Origin of the sequence: Thalassovita sp. (genome assembly GCF_965218685.1) — a bacterium.
Lineage (GTDB): Bacteria > Pseudomonadota > Alphaproteobacteria > Rhodobacterales > Rhodobacteraceae > Thalassobius.
This window is the reverse complement of sequence record NZ_OZ244657.1, coordinates 281,511-295,130: the sequence shown is the minus strand read 5'-3', so window position 1 is coordinate 295,130 and position 13,620 is coordinate 281,511. Positions and strand designations below refer to the sequence as shown.

Here is a 13,620-nt window from a genome sequence, read left to right as displayed (position 1 = left end):
TGTCTGGCGTTTACTGGGCCATGATCTCGCGTGGGATGGCGAACTCGATCGAGGTGCCCGTCCCAAAACCGACGTCCCCCCAATCCGAGACATCGAAATCCGCGATCAGCGTCGCGCAGGTCGGATAGTCGTAAAATCGGGGATGCGGCGGTATGGTTTGCACCAGCCGGTCGGCGAAATCCGCGATGCCGGGATTGTGCCCCACCATCAGAACACAAGGCGCCGTGCCCGCGCCACGCAGCACGCGCAGCATCACTTCGGCACCAGCGTGGTAAAGCTCGCGCGTGAACGTGATCTGGCCGCCAAAGCCCACGCATTGGGTCGTTTCCTGCGTCCGCCGCGCGTCCGAGCTGAGCGTCAATTCAGGCTGTTCACCGCGTGCCCGCAGCCATTCCCCCATCGCGCGCGCGGACTTGCGCCCACGGCCGTTCAAAACCCGCGCGTGATCGGGTTGCAGGGGATCGCCCCAGTCGGATTTCGCGTGACGCATCAGGATCAGGCGCAGGCTCACAGAAATGCCCTCATGTGAAAGGCGGATTGTTCGCTCAGCCTGCCATAAGACCGGCTGAGCGGGCAAGCGCGCCGTGCTGCGCAGCCGTTGGTCATGCACTCCTGCCCGTTGGGCCCACGTAAGAAGGTCTTGCAGGCAGGCACGTCATAGCCTTGCGGGCCAAGCGCATTAACGGGGCAGGTGGTCCGGCAGGGGGCGCTGCAATCAGCACAGGGCGCTTGGGCAGGCGCGGGCGGCAGGGCGATCCGATGACCAAACCCCAAGGCCCCACGATACGAGGCAAACAGGCCTGCGTCGTCGTGCACCAGCAGATTGATCGGCGAGGCCCACGCCCGACCGCTGTCCTTGGCCCATTGGATAAAGGGATGCCAAGGCGGGCCGCCGAAGGGAAAAAGGGGCTGTGCGCCAAGCTCGGCTGCCAGATCGCCAATAACACGGGTCGACCAGCGGTCCATCGGGTCGGGTTGGCCGTCCTGATATTCGGGGCTTTGGGTGAAGGCGGGCCAAAAGGCAGGTTCGTCCGGGCCCAGCAGGATCAGGGTTTCGATCCCTTCCAGATCTTCGGGGTAAAGTCCGCCGCGGATGCACAAATGCCGCCCAAGGGCGGCATTTTGAATGGCGTCATAAGCCGGGCTCATTCATCCTCGGCATGAGGTTTTACACGCGGTTTGGTGGACCGGATGATCGAGCCCGCACCGTGTTCGGTGAACAGCTCCAGCAGGGTCGCGTTGGGCATCCGTCCGTCCAGGATCACCACGGCACGCACACCGCGATCCAGGGCTTCCAGCGCGGTTTCCGTCTTTGGGATCATGCCGCCGGCGATGGTTCCGTCGGCAATCATGTCGCGCACTTGTTCGGGGCTGATCTGGGTCATGATCTCGCCATTCGAGTCCTTTACGCCCGCCACGTCAGTCAGCAGCAACAGCCGGTCGGCCTGCAGGGCACCCGCGATGGCGCCCGCGGCGGTATCACCGTTCACGTTGAAGGTTTCATTATCATTAACGCCGGTGCCGATGGGGGCAATCACGGGAATGATACCCGCATCGCACAGGTCGCGGATGACCTGCACCTTCATCTGCACGGGTCGGCCGACAAAGCCCAGCTCGGGGTCGTCGGGAATGCAGACCATCAGGTCGTCATCCTTGCCCGAGATCCCAACCGCGCGGCCGCCTTCGTCATTGATGGCTTGCACGATGCGTTTGTTCACAAGGCCAGCCAGCACCATTTCGACCACCTCGACAGTGGCCTTGTCGGTGACGCGCTTGCCGCGGACCCAATCGCTTTCGATGCCCAGACGTTTCAGCATGTCGTTGATCATCGGGCCGCCGCCGTGCACGATCACCGGGTTCACGCCAACCTGACGCATCAGCACCATGTCGCGGGCGAACTCGGCCATGGCGTCATCGTCGCCCATGGCGTTGCCGCCAAACTTGACGACAACCTGCGCGCCGGTGAAACGTTGGAGATAGGGCAGAGCCTCGGAAAGGGTGCGGGCGGTGGCGATCCAGTCGCGGTTCATGTTCTGCTTCTTCATCATCTGCGTCCCGAAATTCGTGCTGTGTTACAGGGTTCGCGCCCGAGTGCCAAGTGCTACGTTGAACTTGCCAGTGATGGTGCTAGGGTCAAGGCAAATCAGACAGAGGTAGTCAGATGGCAGAGCGTCAGAAAACGCTGCTGTTGACCGGAGCCAGCCGAGGAATCGGCCACGCCACGGTCCGGCGGTTCAATCGTGCCGGTTGGCGGGTGATCACCTGCTCGCGTGCGCCGTTTCCACAGGAATGTCCCTGGGGTGGCGGCGAGGAAAATCACGTTCAGATCGACCTAGCTGACCCCACGGATACGATCAACAAGGTCGAAGAAATCCGCGACCGGCTGGATGGCCGTCTGGACGCGCTGGTGAACAACGCGGGCATTTCCCCCAAGGGTCCGAACGGAGAGCGCCTGAACACGATTGATACTGACCTGATGACCTGGGGGCACGTGTTCCATGTGAACTTCTTTGCCTCGGTCGTGCTGGCACGGGGGCTGCGCGAGGAACTGGCACAGGCGAAGGGGGCCGTGGTCAACGTAACATCGATCGCGGGGTATCGGGTGCACCCCTTTGCGGGGGCGGCCTATGCGACATCCAAGGCGGCGCTGAAGGCGCTGACGCGGGAAATGGCCCATGATTTCGGGCCTATGGGCGTGCGGGTTAACGCGATTGCGCCAGGTGAGATTGAGACCGCGATCCTGTCTCCGGGGACGGATAAGCTGGTCGAGGAAATTCCGCTGCGCCGTTTAGGGCAGACCGAGGAGGTCGCCAATACGATCTATTTCCTGTGTACGGATGCGTCCTCGTATATCTCGGGGACCGAAATCGAGGTGAACGGCGGGCAACACGTCTGATTGAACGGCGTGATCCAACGGGCACGCCTGCGGCGTGGCACTATGCTTGACCCCCTCCCTGGCCCTCCCCTTCTGGGGAGGGAAGCGCGCGGTGGCCGACCCTGTCAGATCAGCGTCGCGATGATGGCACGCAAGGTGGCGATACCGTCGCCTTTTTCCGAAGAGGTCAGGATCAGTTCCGGGAAAGCGGCGGGGTGTTTGGAGAGTTTTTCGCGCACCTGAGCGAGGACGCGCTCGCGGTCTTTGAGTTTGACCTTATCGGTTTTGGTCAGCACGCATTGGAAGGTTACGGCCGAGCTGTCGAGCAGGGACATGATCTCTTCGTCGACGGCTTTGACGCCGTGGCGCGCATCGATCAGCACGAAGGCGCGGCGCAGGTTTTGGCGGCCCGAGAGGTATTGTTTCAAAAGGCGTTGCCATTTTTCAACGACGGCCACTGGAGCGTTGGCAAAGCCATAGCCCGGAAGGTCGACGAGGTAATGCTCTTCTCCGGCGGTGAAGAAGTTGATTTCCTGTGTTCGGCCAGGGGTGTTGGAGGCGCGAGCCAATCCTTTGCGTCCCGTCAAGGCATTGATAAGGCTGGATTTGCCAACGTTCGAGCGGCCGGCAAAGCAGACCTCGATCCGGTCGGCAGGGGGCAGGCCGTTCATAGCGACCACGCCTTTGAGGAACTCGGTCTCGCCGGCAAAAAGCAGGCGACCTTTTTCGCGGGTGATGTCGTCGGGCTCTTCTGCCTGGGGGAATGGGAGTTGCATTACAGAACCTCGATGTCGTCGTTGATGGCGATGGGGCCGGATTTCGTGACCAAGGCATAAACGCCGAAGTCCTGGTGGTCATAGGCTTGGTCCAGCGCGGCCAGCGTGTCCACGTCCGCGTGGCCGGTTTTCGGGCTTACGGTGGTGGCCTGACAGCGGGTGATCCGTTCAACGATGCGCAATTCAGCCCCGCCCATGCGAAGCGTTTTGCCGATCAGGTCGAACTCGTGGAAAGGGGGCCAATCCTCGACCCACAGGTTGCCGCGAAAACGGTGGATAGACAGATTGCGGCCAGCGCGGTGGCCGAGCGCACGCAATGAGCTGAGGCTGAGCAGCGACAGATAGGGATCGGGCATGTCACCAAAGGGCTGGCCGGGCAGATGCACGACATTGGCGGGCGCGGGGCGGGTGTCGGGCCAAAAGGGGCGCACCCAGTCAATGAGCTGATCTGCTTGGGCCAACGGGTCAAGCGTGACCGGGTTTGCCCGCGGATGGTTGAGCGTGACGGTTCCCGATGCCTCGTTCGTCTGAGCCTGTACGGCCATCAGCTGATGGCCCGCAACCCCACGGACGAAATTGCGTTTCGACGCCCATTCGGTCGGCTTGGCACCAAAACCGGCAGCCTCGTGGGCGATTGCCCAGTGCCGATCAAAGGGAAGAGCGCGCCCCTTTGTCAGGGACGCGCTTTCAATCTCCTCGTACCCGACCGACTTGATCGGGTGCCGGACGATATGAGCGAGACGGCTCATTTCTTCCGTTTGAAGCTGTTTTTGATATTGCCGAACACATCAGGTTTGTACCCGTGACTGCGCATGATCAAATACTGCTGCGTGAAGGTGATGGTGTTGTTGGTGATCCAGTAAAGGACCAGACCGCTAGCAAAGCTGCCCAGCATGAACATGAACACCCAGGGCATCCAGGCAAAGATCATCGCCTGGGTCGCATCGGTGGGTGCCGGGTTCAGTTTCTGCTGTAGCCACATCGAGATACCCAGCAGGATGGGCAGGATGCCCAGGCTGACGATGGCAAAGATGCTGTCGGGCGACGGAGTCGCATAGGGCAGCAGGCCGAACAGGTTCAGGATCGAGCTGGGATCAGGCGCGCTCAGGTCGGTGATCCAACCCAGCCAGGGGGCGTGGCGCAGTTCCAGCGTGACGAAGATCACTTTGTAGAGCGAGAAGAAAATCGGGATCTGGATCAGGATCGGCAGACAACCCGAGGCAGGGTTCACCTTTTCCTTCTTGTACAGCTCCATCATGGCTTGCTGAACTTTGGCCTTATCGTCGCCCGCTGCCTTCTTCAGCTCTTCCATCTTGGGCTGAAGCTCTTTCATCTTCGCCATCGAGGCATAAGACTTGTACGCCAGCGGGAAGACGATCGCCTTGATCACGATGGTCAGAGCGATGATCGACCAGCCCATGTTGCCGATGAAGCCGTGAAGGAAGTGCAGCGCCTGGAAGATCGGTTTTGTCAGGAAGAAGAACCAACCCCAGTCGATCGAGTCGACAAACTTGGTGACGCCCGCGTTCTCGTAGTTGCGGATAGTTTCCCATTCCTTGGCGCCAGAAAACAGTTTCGTGTCGGCGCTGGCGGTTTGGCCAGGGGCCACGGTCTGCGTCGGTTGCACGGCCTCGGCCTGGAAGATGTTGCGCGCCTCGTCATATTTGATCACCGACTTGAAGGGCGTGCCAGCAGTTGGGATCAGGGTCGACATCCAGTAGTGATCAGTAAAGCCGATCCAACCGCTTTCAGCGACTTGGGTAACTTCAGCGCGGGTGCCCTCGCGGGCATTGAAATCCAGGTCTTCAAGGTTGCCATACGAGGTCTCGGTCAGCTCGCCATCGGCCATGCCGACGGTGCCCTCGTGCAGGATGAAGAAGTTCTTGGCGTTGGCCGGCTCGCCGTGGCGGGCCAGAATACCATAGGGGGCCAGCGAAATCGCGCTGGCACCGGTATTGGTGACCGACTGGGTGACACTGAACATATAATCCTGGTCAACGCTGATGGTGCGGCGGAAGGTTTGGCCCGCACCGTTATCCCAGGCCAGAGTGACGGGGTTGTCGGGGGTCAGGTTCGTGCCGCTTTCGACCGTCCACAGCGTGTTGGGGCCCGGTACGGCGTCGGGGGTCAGACCCGCGCCCGCAGCCCAGCCGAACAGAGCGTAAAAGGCATTCTCGCTGCCGACAGGGGACAGCACGGTTACATTCGCCGAACCGGGAACGTTTTCCTCGCGGTAATCCTTCAGCGCCAGCTGGTCGATGCGACCACCCTGCAAAGAGATCGCGCCCTCGATCCGGGGGGTGTCGATGGGCAGACGCGGAGCGTTGCTGTCCGCAGCTTCGACCGTCGCCTGTGCCGGGGCAGCGGGGGTCGCGGCCGGTGCGGCGGGCGCAGCGGGGGTGGTGACACCCTCGGCGGTCGCAACCGGTGCGTTGGGGTCGGTCGGTTGGGCCTCGGGGGGAGGGAAAAGGATGAACCATACAAGGATGACAACAAAGCTGAGCGCCGTCGCCAGGATGAGGTTCTTGTTCTGAGAGTCCATCTGATCAAAGCCTGTCGTTTTGAAGTTCAGGCTGGTTCAACAGAGTGCGGCCCCAAAGGTCAAGCAGTTTCACCCGAAAACTGGGTTCTGTGCGGCTATTCGCGGCCTCAAACCTGCTTGCGGCCGATCAGGGGCGGTTGTTTTACGCGGGCCTCATGCGCACGAATCCAGTCAAGGGTCTGATCAAAGGGCATCGGACGGGCAATGCCAAAGCCTTGAACGTGGCCGCATCCCAATTGCGCCAACAGGGCATGCTCGGCCGGGGTTTCCACCCCCTCGGCCAGCGTGTCCAGGCCCAGGCGCTCGGCCATCGAGAGAATCGCAGTGACCATCCGTTGCTGTTCAGGGTCCCTGTCGACCTTCATGACAAAGCTGCGATCGATCTTGATCCGCCCCACCGCGAATCGGCGAATGGACGAGATCGAGGCATGCCCGGTGCCGAAATCGTCCAGATCGATGCGGCACCCTTGGGCAGCAAGTTCGTTGATGTTGCGGGCGACCATGTCGTCCGGCGTTTCGGCGACGACGGTTTCCAGTACCTCGATGGTCAGTCGGTCCGGCGTCAGCCCCAGCCTGTCCAGCTCCCAGTTTACCTTCTCGGTCAGGTTCGGGTTGCGCAGCTCTTGTTCGGCAAAGTTGACCCCAACGCTGGGAACATTGACACCAGCCCGGTCCCAACCGGTAAGCGCGGCCAGCGCGCGGCTGAGCATGACTTCGCCAAGACGCTCCATCATGCCGGCGCTTTCAAGGGTTGGCAGGAAATCTCCGGGGGGGATGATTCCCTGTTCGGGGTGGACCCAACGTGCAAGGGCCTCGAAACCCGTGATCTGGCCCGTGTCGGTCGAGATCTGGGGTTGAAACCACGGCTGGATCTGACCGCTTTCAAGGGCTCGCACTGCCTGATCAGTCAGATGCGACCGGGTCAGGCGCGCTGATTTCATATGTTCCGACCAAGCGCGGATCGCGGAAGGCGCATTGGCGCGGGCGTCATCCAATGCAACATGTGTGTTTTGTGCCATTTTCAACCCGTTGCGATGGGGGTTCTGTTGGCTCAGGCTGAAGGCGATCGAACAGGACACATAGATACTGGTTGATTCGAGCGATACAGGCTCTTCCACTGCGGCCTGCAGCCGCCGTGCAACCTGGATGGCCATTTCCAGGTCCATCAGGCGCACTGGGGCCATTACCACGGGGACAACGCCCTCGTCAGGTTTCAGGACGATGTCACCATGGCGAAGCACTGCCCGGATCCGGTCAGAGACGCGCTCAAGAACGCGATCCATGGCGGCCTGCCCATATCGGTCCAACAGTTCATCGTGATCATCCATCGAGACCAGAAAACAGGCAAAGACCTTTTGGCGGTGATGTGCCTCGGCCAGGCGTTGGTCCAAAAGTACCTCGAGCTTAGGCAGATCGGGCACTTTGGGCTGGGACATCTGTCCAAAGCCCCCCACAGCGGCATAAAGCACGGGGAACCCAAGCGAAACGGCCAGCAGGTAAGCCTCGCCCCCGATCCAATATGCGCTCAGCACGGCGGCGGGCAAAAAGGCCAGCATTTGCGGCCCCGTCAAAGCTTGACGAAGTTTTACGCGCAGTTCAGCCAGGGCCTGCCGCCGGGGATGTGGCATGGGAATCCTTTCCTTCAAATCCGAAGGAAAGCTAGGCCCCCAAAGCTCAACGGCGACTTAACGCAGCTTGGGTAAATCAGTGTCGATTTGTTGAAAATTGTTCGCACCCAGCTCCAGCCCGGCGAAATCGAACAATTTCGGGTCCAGCAGATGCGATGGCCGCGCGTTCATCAGCGCGCGGAACATCACTTGCCGGCGGCCAGGTGCGTTCTTTTCCCAGCCGTCCAAAATCTGTTTGACCTGCTGGCGTTGCAACCCGTCCTGAGACCCGCACAGATCGCAGGGAATGATGGGATAATTCATCAGGCGGGCGAATTTCTCGCAATCGGCCTCGGCCACGTGGGCAAGCGGACGATAGAGGAACAGATCACCCTCTTCGTTGACCAGCTTGGGCGGCATGGTAGCCAGACGCCCGCCGTGGAAGAGGTTCATGAAGAAGGTTTCCAGAATGTCATCGCGGTGATGGCCCAGCACCACGGCCGAGCATCCCTCTTCGCGCGCGATTCGATAGAGGTTCCCGCGCCGCAAACGCGAACACAGCGCGCAGTAGGTCCGCCCCTGAGGCACCTTATCCATCACCACAGAATAGGTGTCCTGGTATTCGATCCGGTGCGGAACGCCCATTTTTTCAAGGAATTCAGGCAGTACGGTCGCCGGAAATCCAGGCTGGCCCTGATCCAGATTGCAGGCCAGCAGTTCGACAGGCAGCAACCCGCGCCACTTCAGCTCGTGCAAAACGGCCAACAGGGTATAGCTGTCCTTGCCGCCCGACAGACAGACCAGCCACTTGGCGCCCGGTTCGATCATGCCGTATTGCTCGATCGCCTCGCGGGTATAGCGGACAATCCGCTTGCGCAGCTTTTTGAAATCGGCCGATTTGGGCGCACCGTGAAACAGCGGGTGGATGTCGTCGTGATCGTCCAGCATGGTCACTTCTTCTTAGGGTCGGGGACAGGATCATAGCCATCACTGCCCAAGGGGTGACACCGCCCGATACGGCGCAACGCCAGCCAGCTGCCGCGGATCGCACCGTGTTTTTCCAACGCCTCCAGCGCATAGGCGCTGCAGGTGGGCTGATAGCGGCAATTATACCCAACCCAGGGGCTGAAGATCAGCCGGTAAGCCCGCACGGGCAGGGCAGCGATATGGGCAAGCGGTGTCATGTGCGATCCTGATGCAGCTTTTTCAGTGCATAGATAAGATCGCCCTGCAGATCCGCAAAGGGGCGCTGGGCGGTCATTTCCGCGCGCCCGATCAACACATAGTCCCAACCGTCGCGGCCCTGTTCGGGCAACACCATCCGGGCGACCTCGCGCAGGCGGCGCTTGGCGCGGTTGCGGGCGACAGCGTTGCCAACCTTCTTGGAACAGGTAAAGCCCACGCGAATGCCACGCGCGGGCTCGTCTGCACGCCGTTTGCGCGCCTGAACCATCATGCCCTTGGTGCCTTGCCGTCGCGCCTTGGACGCGCGCAGGAAATCCGAGCGGTTTTTGAGAACCTGCAGACAAACGGAAACCGCCGGGGGCGTGTCCCCAGGGTTGGCAGTGCCATCCATAGGGGCCTCCGGCGGTGTCATGTCCGTCAGGTCGGCTAAGCTTAGGCGCTCAGCGACTTGCGGCCGCGTGCGCGGCGTGCGTTCAGGATCTTGCGACCGGCTTTGGTGGCCATGCGGGCGCGGAATCCGTGGCGGCGCTTGCGAACCAGGTTCGAGGGCTGGTAGGTGCGTTTCATCGCTCCGTCTCCAAATCATCTGGGGGCTGGACAAGCGGATTCGCCCGGCCCGTGGTATCCGAAGCCCGTCCTATAGGGGGAGGCCCGGACTATGTCAAATCCCTGATAGGCCTTTTGCAACAAAAATATGGCTCTTTTCGGGGTCAAATGTTTCAAGCCATCGTAAAACCCGTGAAAACGCGGCGTTAGCTGTCACCAGCGATCAACCCGGCGTGATCACCCTATCATCTGGCGCGTCCTGCCCGCATCTTGGCTGCAACCGAGATTGGGGAAGATTGTGGAAAACAAACAGGAAAAACAGGGTCGAAGCTGGGGGCGGATGCTGCCCTTGCTGGTGATTCTGACCGTTGCGCTGCTGGGTGGATACCTGCTGCGTGAGTATCTGAGCTTTGAGACCTTGCGCGATAACCGTCAGGCGCTGCTGGAGTTCCGGGATGCGAACTTCGTGGCGACTGTGCTGGTATTTATGGCCGTCTATGTGGTGATCGTGGCCTTTTCCCTGCCCGGCGCCACCATCGCGACGCTGACAGGAGGTTTCCTGTTCGCCACTTTCCCCGGAGCCTTGTTCAACATAACCGCCGCCACCATCGGTGCGGTCGGCATCTTTCTGGCCGCCCGCTGGGGGCTGGGCGAACGTCTGGCCGCCAAGATGGAAAACAGCGAGGGCGCGGTGAAAAAGATCAAGGATGGCATCGACGAGAATCAGTGGTCCATGCTTTTCCTGATCCGCTTGGTGCCAGCTGTTCCCTTCTTCGTGGCCAACCTTGTGCCTGCGCTGGTGGGCGTGCCGCTGTCGCGTTTCGCGATCTCGACCTTTCTGGGCATCATTCCCGGCGGGGTGGTCTATACCTCGGTCGGCGCCGGGCTGGGCGAGGTTTTCGAACGTGGCGAGACCCCCAACCTGAGTATTATCTTTGAACCGCAAATCCTGCTGCCCATCCTGGGCCTGTGCGCGCTGGCGGCGCTGCCCATGGTGATCAAGGCCCTGCGTGGCCGGAAAGGTGCATAATGGCTGACATCAAAACAGACCTTCTGGTTATCGGCGCAGGCTCGGGTGGGCTGTCGGTGGCCGCCGGGGCCGTGCAGATGGGTGCGGACGTGACCCTTCTGGAAGGCCACAAGATGGGCGGGGACTGCCTGAACTATGGCTGCGTGCCGTCCAAGGCGCTGCTGGCCGCGGGGCATGCCGCCCATGCAATGACGATGGGCGCGGCAATGGGCGTGACGCCGGTGGCGCCTCAGGTGGACTATGCCGCCGCCAAGGATCACGTGAAATCGGTGATCGACACCATCGCCCCCGTCGACAGCCAGGAGCGGTTCGAGGGGCTGGGCGTCCGTGTTATCCGCGAGTTTGGCCGCTTCACCGGGCCGCGCACTGTTCAGGCGGGCGAGCATACCATCTCCGCGCGCCGGGTTATCATTGCCACGGGCTCGTCCCCTTTCGTGCCGCCGATTCCCGGGCTGGACAGCGTGCCCTATCAGACCAACGAAACCCTGTTCGATCTGCGCGAAAAGCCTGATCATCTGCTGATCATCGGCGGTGGCCCCATCGGGATGGAGATGGCTCAGGCCCATATCCGCCTGGGCTGCAAGGTGACGGTGATCGAGGGCGCTAAGGCGCTGGGTAAGGATGACCCCGAGCTGGCCGCGATCGCCTTGGACGCGCTGCGCGAAGAAGGCGTTGAGATCGTCGAAGGCGCGCTGGCGCAGCAGATCAGCGGCTCGGAGGGCGATATTACTGTGGAAACTTCGGCTGGGAGGTTTCATGGTACGCATCTGCTGGTGGCCGCCGGGCGCAAGCTCAATATCGATAAACTGAACCTTGAGGCCGCGGGGATTGAATACGAACGCACCGGGATCACGGTCGATGATCGCCTGCGCACGACCAACAAGAAAGTCTATGCCATCGGGGACGTGGCTGGTGGGCTGCATTTCACCCATGTTGCGGGCTATCACGCGGGGCTGATCATCCGCGAGGTGCTGTTCGGGCTGCCTGCACGCGTGAAAACCGCGCATATCCCCTGGGCCACCTATACTGATCCGGAATTGGCGCAGGTCGGCCTGACCGAAGCACAGGCGCGCGAAAAACACGGTGACAAGCTGGAGGTCGCCCGGTTCGAATACCACCACAACGACCGCGCCATCGCGATCCGCCAGACTCGCGGCCTGATCAAGGTAATGGTGGTCAAAGGGAGGCCCGTTGGGGCCTCGATCGTCGGCTATCAAGCGGGTGAATTGATCGCCACATGGTCGCTGGCCATCGCCAATGGTATCAAAATGGCAGGAGTTTCTGCGATGATTGCGCCCTATCCGACCATTGCCGAGGTTAACAAGCGGGCTGCGGGTGCCTATTTCTCTCCTAAACTGTTTGATAACATCAAGGTCAAACGGGTGGTGCGGTTCGTGCAACGCTGGCTGCCATGACCCGATAACGGAGCAGATATGCTGAACTCGCTTTCGGGCCGATTCCTGATCCTGACGGTCATCTTCGTGATGCTGGCCGAAGTGTTGATCTTTGTCCCGTCCATCGCGCGGTTCCGCGAGGATTACCTGTTGGCGCGCCTGGAACGCGCACAGATCGCGTCATTGGCGCTGCTTGCAGACGACATGATCACCGCCGATCTGGAAGAAGAACTGCTGCGCAACGCCGAGGTGTTCAACGTGGTGCTGCGCCGGGACGAGGCACGCCAGCTGGTGCTGTCTTCGCCTCTGCCACGTCCGATTGATGCCACATATGACCTGCGCGAGGCACCGGCCTTTGAACTGATCCGAGATGCCTCGATGCGGTTGTTCGATACCGAACCGCGCGTGATCCGCGTTATCGGCAGCCCCGTGCGTGACGCTGGCCTGCTGATCGAGGTGACGCTGGAAACCGCGCCCTTGCGCATGGCCATGATCGACTATGGCCTGCGGATTCTGCTTTTGTCGGCGGTGATCTCGGTGTTTACGGCGGTGCTGCTGTTCATGGCCGTCCGGATGTTCCTGGTGCGGCCCATCAAGGGCGTTGTGCAGGACATGCAGTCCTATGCGGCCAACCCCGAGGACGCTCGGCGCATCATCTCGCCCAAATCTTCGTTGCAGGAACTGCGCGAGGCCGAAGACGCGCTGGCCACCATGCAGACCCAACTGACTGGCGCGCTGAAGCAAAAGGAACGTCTGGCACAGCTGGGCAGCAGCGTGGCCAAGATCAGCCATGATTTGCGCAACATCCTGACCAGCGCCCAGCTGTTCACCGACCGGATCGAGATGTCCGAGGACCCCGGCGTGAAACGTCTGGCGCCCAAGCTGGTGAACTCGATCACCCGGGCGGTGCACCTGTGCGAATCCACGCTTGCCTTTGGCAAAGCCGAAGAACCCGCCCCGCAGCTGACGCGCCTGTTTCTGGCAGAGATTGTCAGCGACGTCGTCGACAGCGAACGCCTGTCGGTGGGTGAACATGATATTTCCTTCTCCGAGGATGTGCCGGGCTCGCTGCAGGTGCGGGCCGACGCCGAGCAGCTGTATCGCGTGATCTTCAACCTTGTGCGCAACGCTCGTCAGGCCATCACCCAATCGGGCAAAGCTGGCGAGATCTCGATCCACGCAGAAGAGGAAGAAAGCCACTGGCTGATCCGCGTGGCAGATACAGGGCCCGGTCTGCCCCCTAAGGCGCAAGAGCACCTGTTTACCCCGTTCCAGGGCGCGGCCTCGAAGGGTGGCACCGGGTTGGGGCTGGTCATTGCTCAGGAACTGATCCGCGGCCATGGCGGCAGCCTGATGCTGGCCCACACCGGTCCCGATGGCACGGCATTCGACATTATCCTGCCACGAGGCGGGGCCGAGTTGTAGCCTAAGCCCCATAAATCATGGGGGTTTTCAAGAACGCCGAAGACTTGGGAAAAACTTTGGAAGTTCTGTAACTTTTTGCCTTGCAAAGGTCGGCAGCAGGGCTTAAACCCCGCCTCCACGGACCGATAGCTCAGCTGGATAGAGTACCTGACTACGAATCAGGGGGTCGGGGGTTCGAATCCTCCTCGGTCCGCCACTTCCCCAAAGTGACGCGGAAAAACTGGCCCCTAGTGGCCGAAT

The 13,620-nt window shown here is 61.1% G+C and carries 15 protein-coding genes and 1 tRNA gene; 5 read left to right on the top strand and 11 right to left on the bottom strand.

The window, feature by feature from the left end; translation table 11 throughout:
* Nucleotides 1-10: 10 nt before the first annotated feature.
* The 3 genes from ACOQOQ_RS01595 to argB are packed head-to-tail and all read right to left on the bottom strand — an operon-like array spanning nucleotide 11 to nucleotide 2,030.
* Nucleotides 11-511 carry a SixA phosphatase family protein gene (locus tag ACOQOQ_RS01595; protein ID WP_420568411.1) on the bottom strand — a complete coding sequence of 167 codons (501 nt, stop codon included), beginning with the start codon at nucleotides 509-511 and terminating at the stop codon, nucleotides 11-13.
* A complete protein-coding gene (locus ACOQOQ_RS01590) occupies nucleotides 508-1,149 on the bottom strand; it encodes a ferredoxin (protein ID WP_420568410.1) in 642 nt (213 codons plus the stop codon). The genes ACOQOQ_RS01595 and ACOQOQ_RS01590 overlap by 4 nt, the downstream gene beginning before the upstream one ends.
* The gene (gene argB, locus ACOQOQ_RS01585; RefSeq protein WP_420569711.1) at nucleotides 1,146-2,030 is read right to left on the bottom strand and encodes an acetylglutamate kinase; all 885 of its coding nucleotides are present in this window, start codon (nucleotides 2,028-2,030) and stop codon (nucleotides 1,146-1,148) included. The genes ACOQOQ_RS01590 and argB overlap by 4 nt, the downstream gene beginning before the upstream one ends.
* 131 nt (nucleotides 2,031-2,161) lie before the next feature.
* Here argB and ACOQOQ_RS01580 point away from each other — a divergent pair, with 131 nt between their 5' ends.
* Nucleotides 2,162-2,896, top strand: a complete 735-nt coding sequence (locus tag ACOQOQ_RS01580; RefSeq protein WP_420568409.1) for an SDR family NAD(P)-dependent oxidoreductase — start codon at nucleotides 2,162-2,164, stop codon at nucleotides 2,894-2,896.
* A 104-nt stretch (nucleotides 2,897-3,000) separates the two neighbouring features.
* Here the strand turns inward: ACOQOQ_RS01580 and yihA are convergent, their stop codons facing one another.
* The 8 genes from yihA to rpmH form a co-directional block, all read right to left on the bottom strand.
* The gene (gene yihA / locus ACOQOQ_RS01575; RefSeq protein ID WP_420568408.1) at nucleotides 3,001-3,651 is read right to left on the bottom strand and encodes a ribosome biogenesis GTP-binding protein YihA/YsxC; all 651 of its coding nucleotides are present in this window, start codon (nucleotides 3,649-3,651) and stop codon (nucleotides 3,001-3,003) included.
* Nucleotides 3,651-4,400, bottom strand: a complete 750-nt coding sequence (locus ACOQOQ_RS01570) for an MOSC domain-containing protein (protein WP_420568407.1) — start codon at nucleotides 4,398-4,400, stop codon at nucleotides 3,651-3,653. Before ACOQOQ_RS01570 ends, yihA begins: the two co-directional genes overlap by 1 nt.
* Nucleotides 4,397-6,193 (bottom strand): membrane protein insertase YidC, encoded by a 1,797-nt coding sequence (yidC, locus tag ACOQOQ_RS01565; RefSeq protein WP_420568406.1) that lies wholly within the window; start codon nucleotides 6,191-6,193, stop codon nucleotides 4,397-4,399. The genes ACOQOQ_RS01570 and yidC overlap by 4 nt, the downstream gene beginning before the upstream one ends.
* 107 nt (nucleotides 6,194-6,300) lie before the next feature.
* Entirely contained in the window at nucleotides 6,301-7,821 is a 1,521-nt protein-coding gene (locus ACOQOQ_RS01560; RefSeq protein WP_420568405.1) for a putative bifunctional diguanylate cyclase/phosphodiesterase, read from the bottom strand.
* Between the two features lie 57 nt (nucleotides 7,822-7,878).
* Entirely contained in the window at nucleotides 7,879-8,748 is an 870-nt protein-coding gene (gene ttcA / locus ACOQOQ_RS01555; protein WP_420568404.1) for a tRNA 2-thiocytidine(32) synthetase TtcA, read from the bottom strand.
* A 2-nt stretch (nucleotides 8,749-8,750) separates the two neighbouring features.
* Nucleotides 8,751-8,984: a membrane protein insertion efficiency factor YidD gene (gene yidD, locus ACOQOQ_RS01550; protein WP_420568403.1), complete on the bottom strand. Its 234-nt coding sequence runs from the start codon at nucleotides 8,982-8,984 to the stop codon at nucleotides 8,751-8,753.
* Nucleotides 8,981-9,397, bottom strand: coding sequence for a ribonuclease P protein component (gene rnpA, locus ACOQOQ_RS01545; protein WP_420568402.1), 417 nt, complete (start codon nucleotides 9,395-9,397; stop codon nucleotides 8,981-8,983). The genes yidD and rnpA overlap by 4 nt, the downstream gene beginning before the upstream one ends.
* Before the next feature lie 20 nt (nucleotides 9,398-9,417).
* A complete protein-coding gene (gene rpmH / locus ACOQOQ_RS01540; RefSeq protein ID WP_005980833.1) occupies nucleotides 9,418-9,552 on the bottom strand; it encodes a 50S ribosomal protein L34 in 135 nt (44 codons plus the stop codon).
* Between the two features lie 319 nt (nucleotides 9,553-9,871).
* Between rpmH and ACOQOQ_RS01535 the strand changes: the two genes are divergently transcribed.
* The 4 genes from ACOQOQ_RS01535 to ACOQOQ_RS01520 all read left to right on the top strand — a co-directional run bounded on the left by ACOQOQ_RS01535 (nucleotide 9,872) and on the right by ACOQOQ_RS01520 (nucleotide 13,576).
* Nucleotides 9,872-10,561: a TVP38/TMEM64 family protein gene (locus ACOQOQ_RS01535; protein WP_420569710.1), complete on the top strand. Its 690-nt coding sequence runs from the start codon at nucleotides 9,872-9,874 to the stop codon at nucleotides 10,559-10,561.
* Nucleotides 10,561-11,976 carry a dihydrolipoyl dehydrogenase family protein gene (locus tag ACOQOQ_RS01530; protein ID WP_420568401.1) on the top strand — a complete coding sequence of 472 codons (1,416 nt, stop codon included), beginning with the start codon at nucleotides 10,561-10,563 and terminating at the stop codon, nucleotides 11,974-11,976. Before ACOQOQ_RS01535 ends, ACOQOQ_RS01530 begins: the two co-directional genes overlap by 1 nt.
* Nucleotides 11,977-11,994: 18 nt before the next feature.
* On the top strand, nucleotides 11,995-13,380 hold the full coding sequence (locus ACOQOQ_RS01525; RefSeq protein WP_420568400.1) for a sensor histidine kinase: 1,386 nt from the start codon (nucleotides 11,995-11,997) through the stop codon (nucleotides 13,378-13,380).
* A 119-nt stretch (nucleotides 13,381-13,499) separates the two neighbouring features.
* Nucleotides 13,500-13,576 (top strand) — tRNA-Arg (locus tag ACOQOQ_RS01520).
* Nucleotides 13,577-13,620: the final 44 nt, after the last annotated feature.

Excerpts from the sequence above, each read along its gene's own strand:
- ACOQOQ_RS01590 (WP_420568410.1), bottom strand. The coding sequence starts at position 1,149 with ATGAGCCCGGCTTATGACGCCATTCAAAATGCCGCCCTTGGGCGGCAT.
- argB (WP_420569711.1), bottom strand. The coding sequence starts at position 2,030 with ATGAACCGCGACTGGATCGCCACCGCCCGCACCCTTTCCGAGGCTCTG.
- ACOQOQ_RS01580 (WP_420568409.1), top strand. The coding sequence starts at position 2,162 with ATGGCAGAGCGTCAGAAAACGCTGCTGTTGACCGGAGCCAGCCGAGGA.
- yihA (WP_420568408.1), bottom strand. The coding sequence starts at position 3,651 with ATGCAACTCCCATTCCCCCAGGCAGAAGAGCCCGACGACATCACCCGC.
- ACOQOQ_RS01570 (WP_420568407.1), bottom strand. The coding sequence starts at position 4,400 with ATGAGCCGTCTCGCTCATATCGTCCGGCACCCGATCAAGTCGGTCGGG.
- yidC (WP_420568406.1), bottom strand. The coding sequence starts at position 6,193 with ATGGACTCTCAGAACAAGAACCTCATCCTGGCGACGGCGCTCAGCTTT.
- ACOQOQ_RS01560 (WP_420568405.1), bottom strand. The coding sequence starts at position 7,821 with ATGCCACATCCCCGGCGGCAGGCCCTGGCTGAACTGCGCGTAAAACTT.
- ttcA (WP_420568404.1), bottom strand. The coding sequence starts at position 8,748 with ATGCTGGACGATCACGACGACATCCACCCGCTGTTTCACGGTGCGCCC.
- yidD (WP_420568403.1), bottom strand. The coding sequence starts at position 8,984 with ATGACACCGCTTGCCCATATCGCTGCCCTGCCCGTGCGGGCTTACCGG.
- rnpA (WP_420568402.1), bottom strand. The coding sequence starts at position 9,397 with ATGACACCGCCGGAGGCCCCTATGGATGGCACTGCCAACCCTGGGGAC.
- rpmH (WP_005980833.1), bottom strand. The coding sequence starts at position 9,552 with ATGAAACGCACCTACCAGCCCTCGAACCTGGTTCGCAAGCGCCGCCAC.
- ACOQOQ_RS01535 (WP_420569710.1), top strand. The coding sequence starts at position 9,872 with ATGCTGCCCTTGCTGGTGATTCTGACCGTTGCGCTGCTGGGTGGATAC.
- ACOQOQ_RS01530 (WP_420568401.1), top strand. The coding sequence starts at position 10,561 with ATGGCTGACATCAAAACAGACCTTCTGGTTATCGGCGCAGGCTCGGGT.
- ACOQOQ_RS01525 (WP_420568400.1), top strand. The coding sequence starts at position 11,995 with ATGCTGAACTCGCTTTCGGGCCGATTCCTGATCCTGACGGTCATCTTC.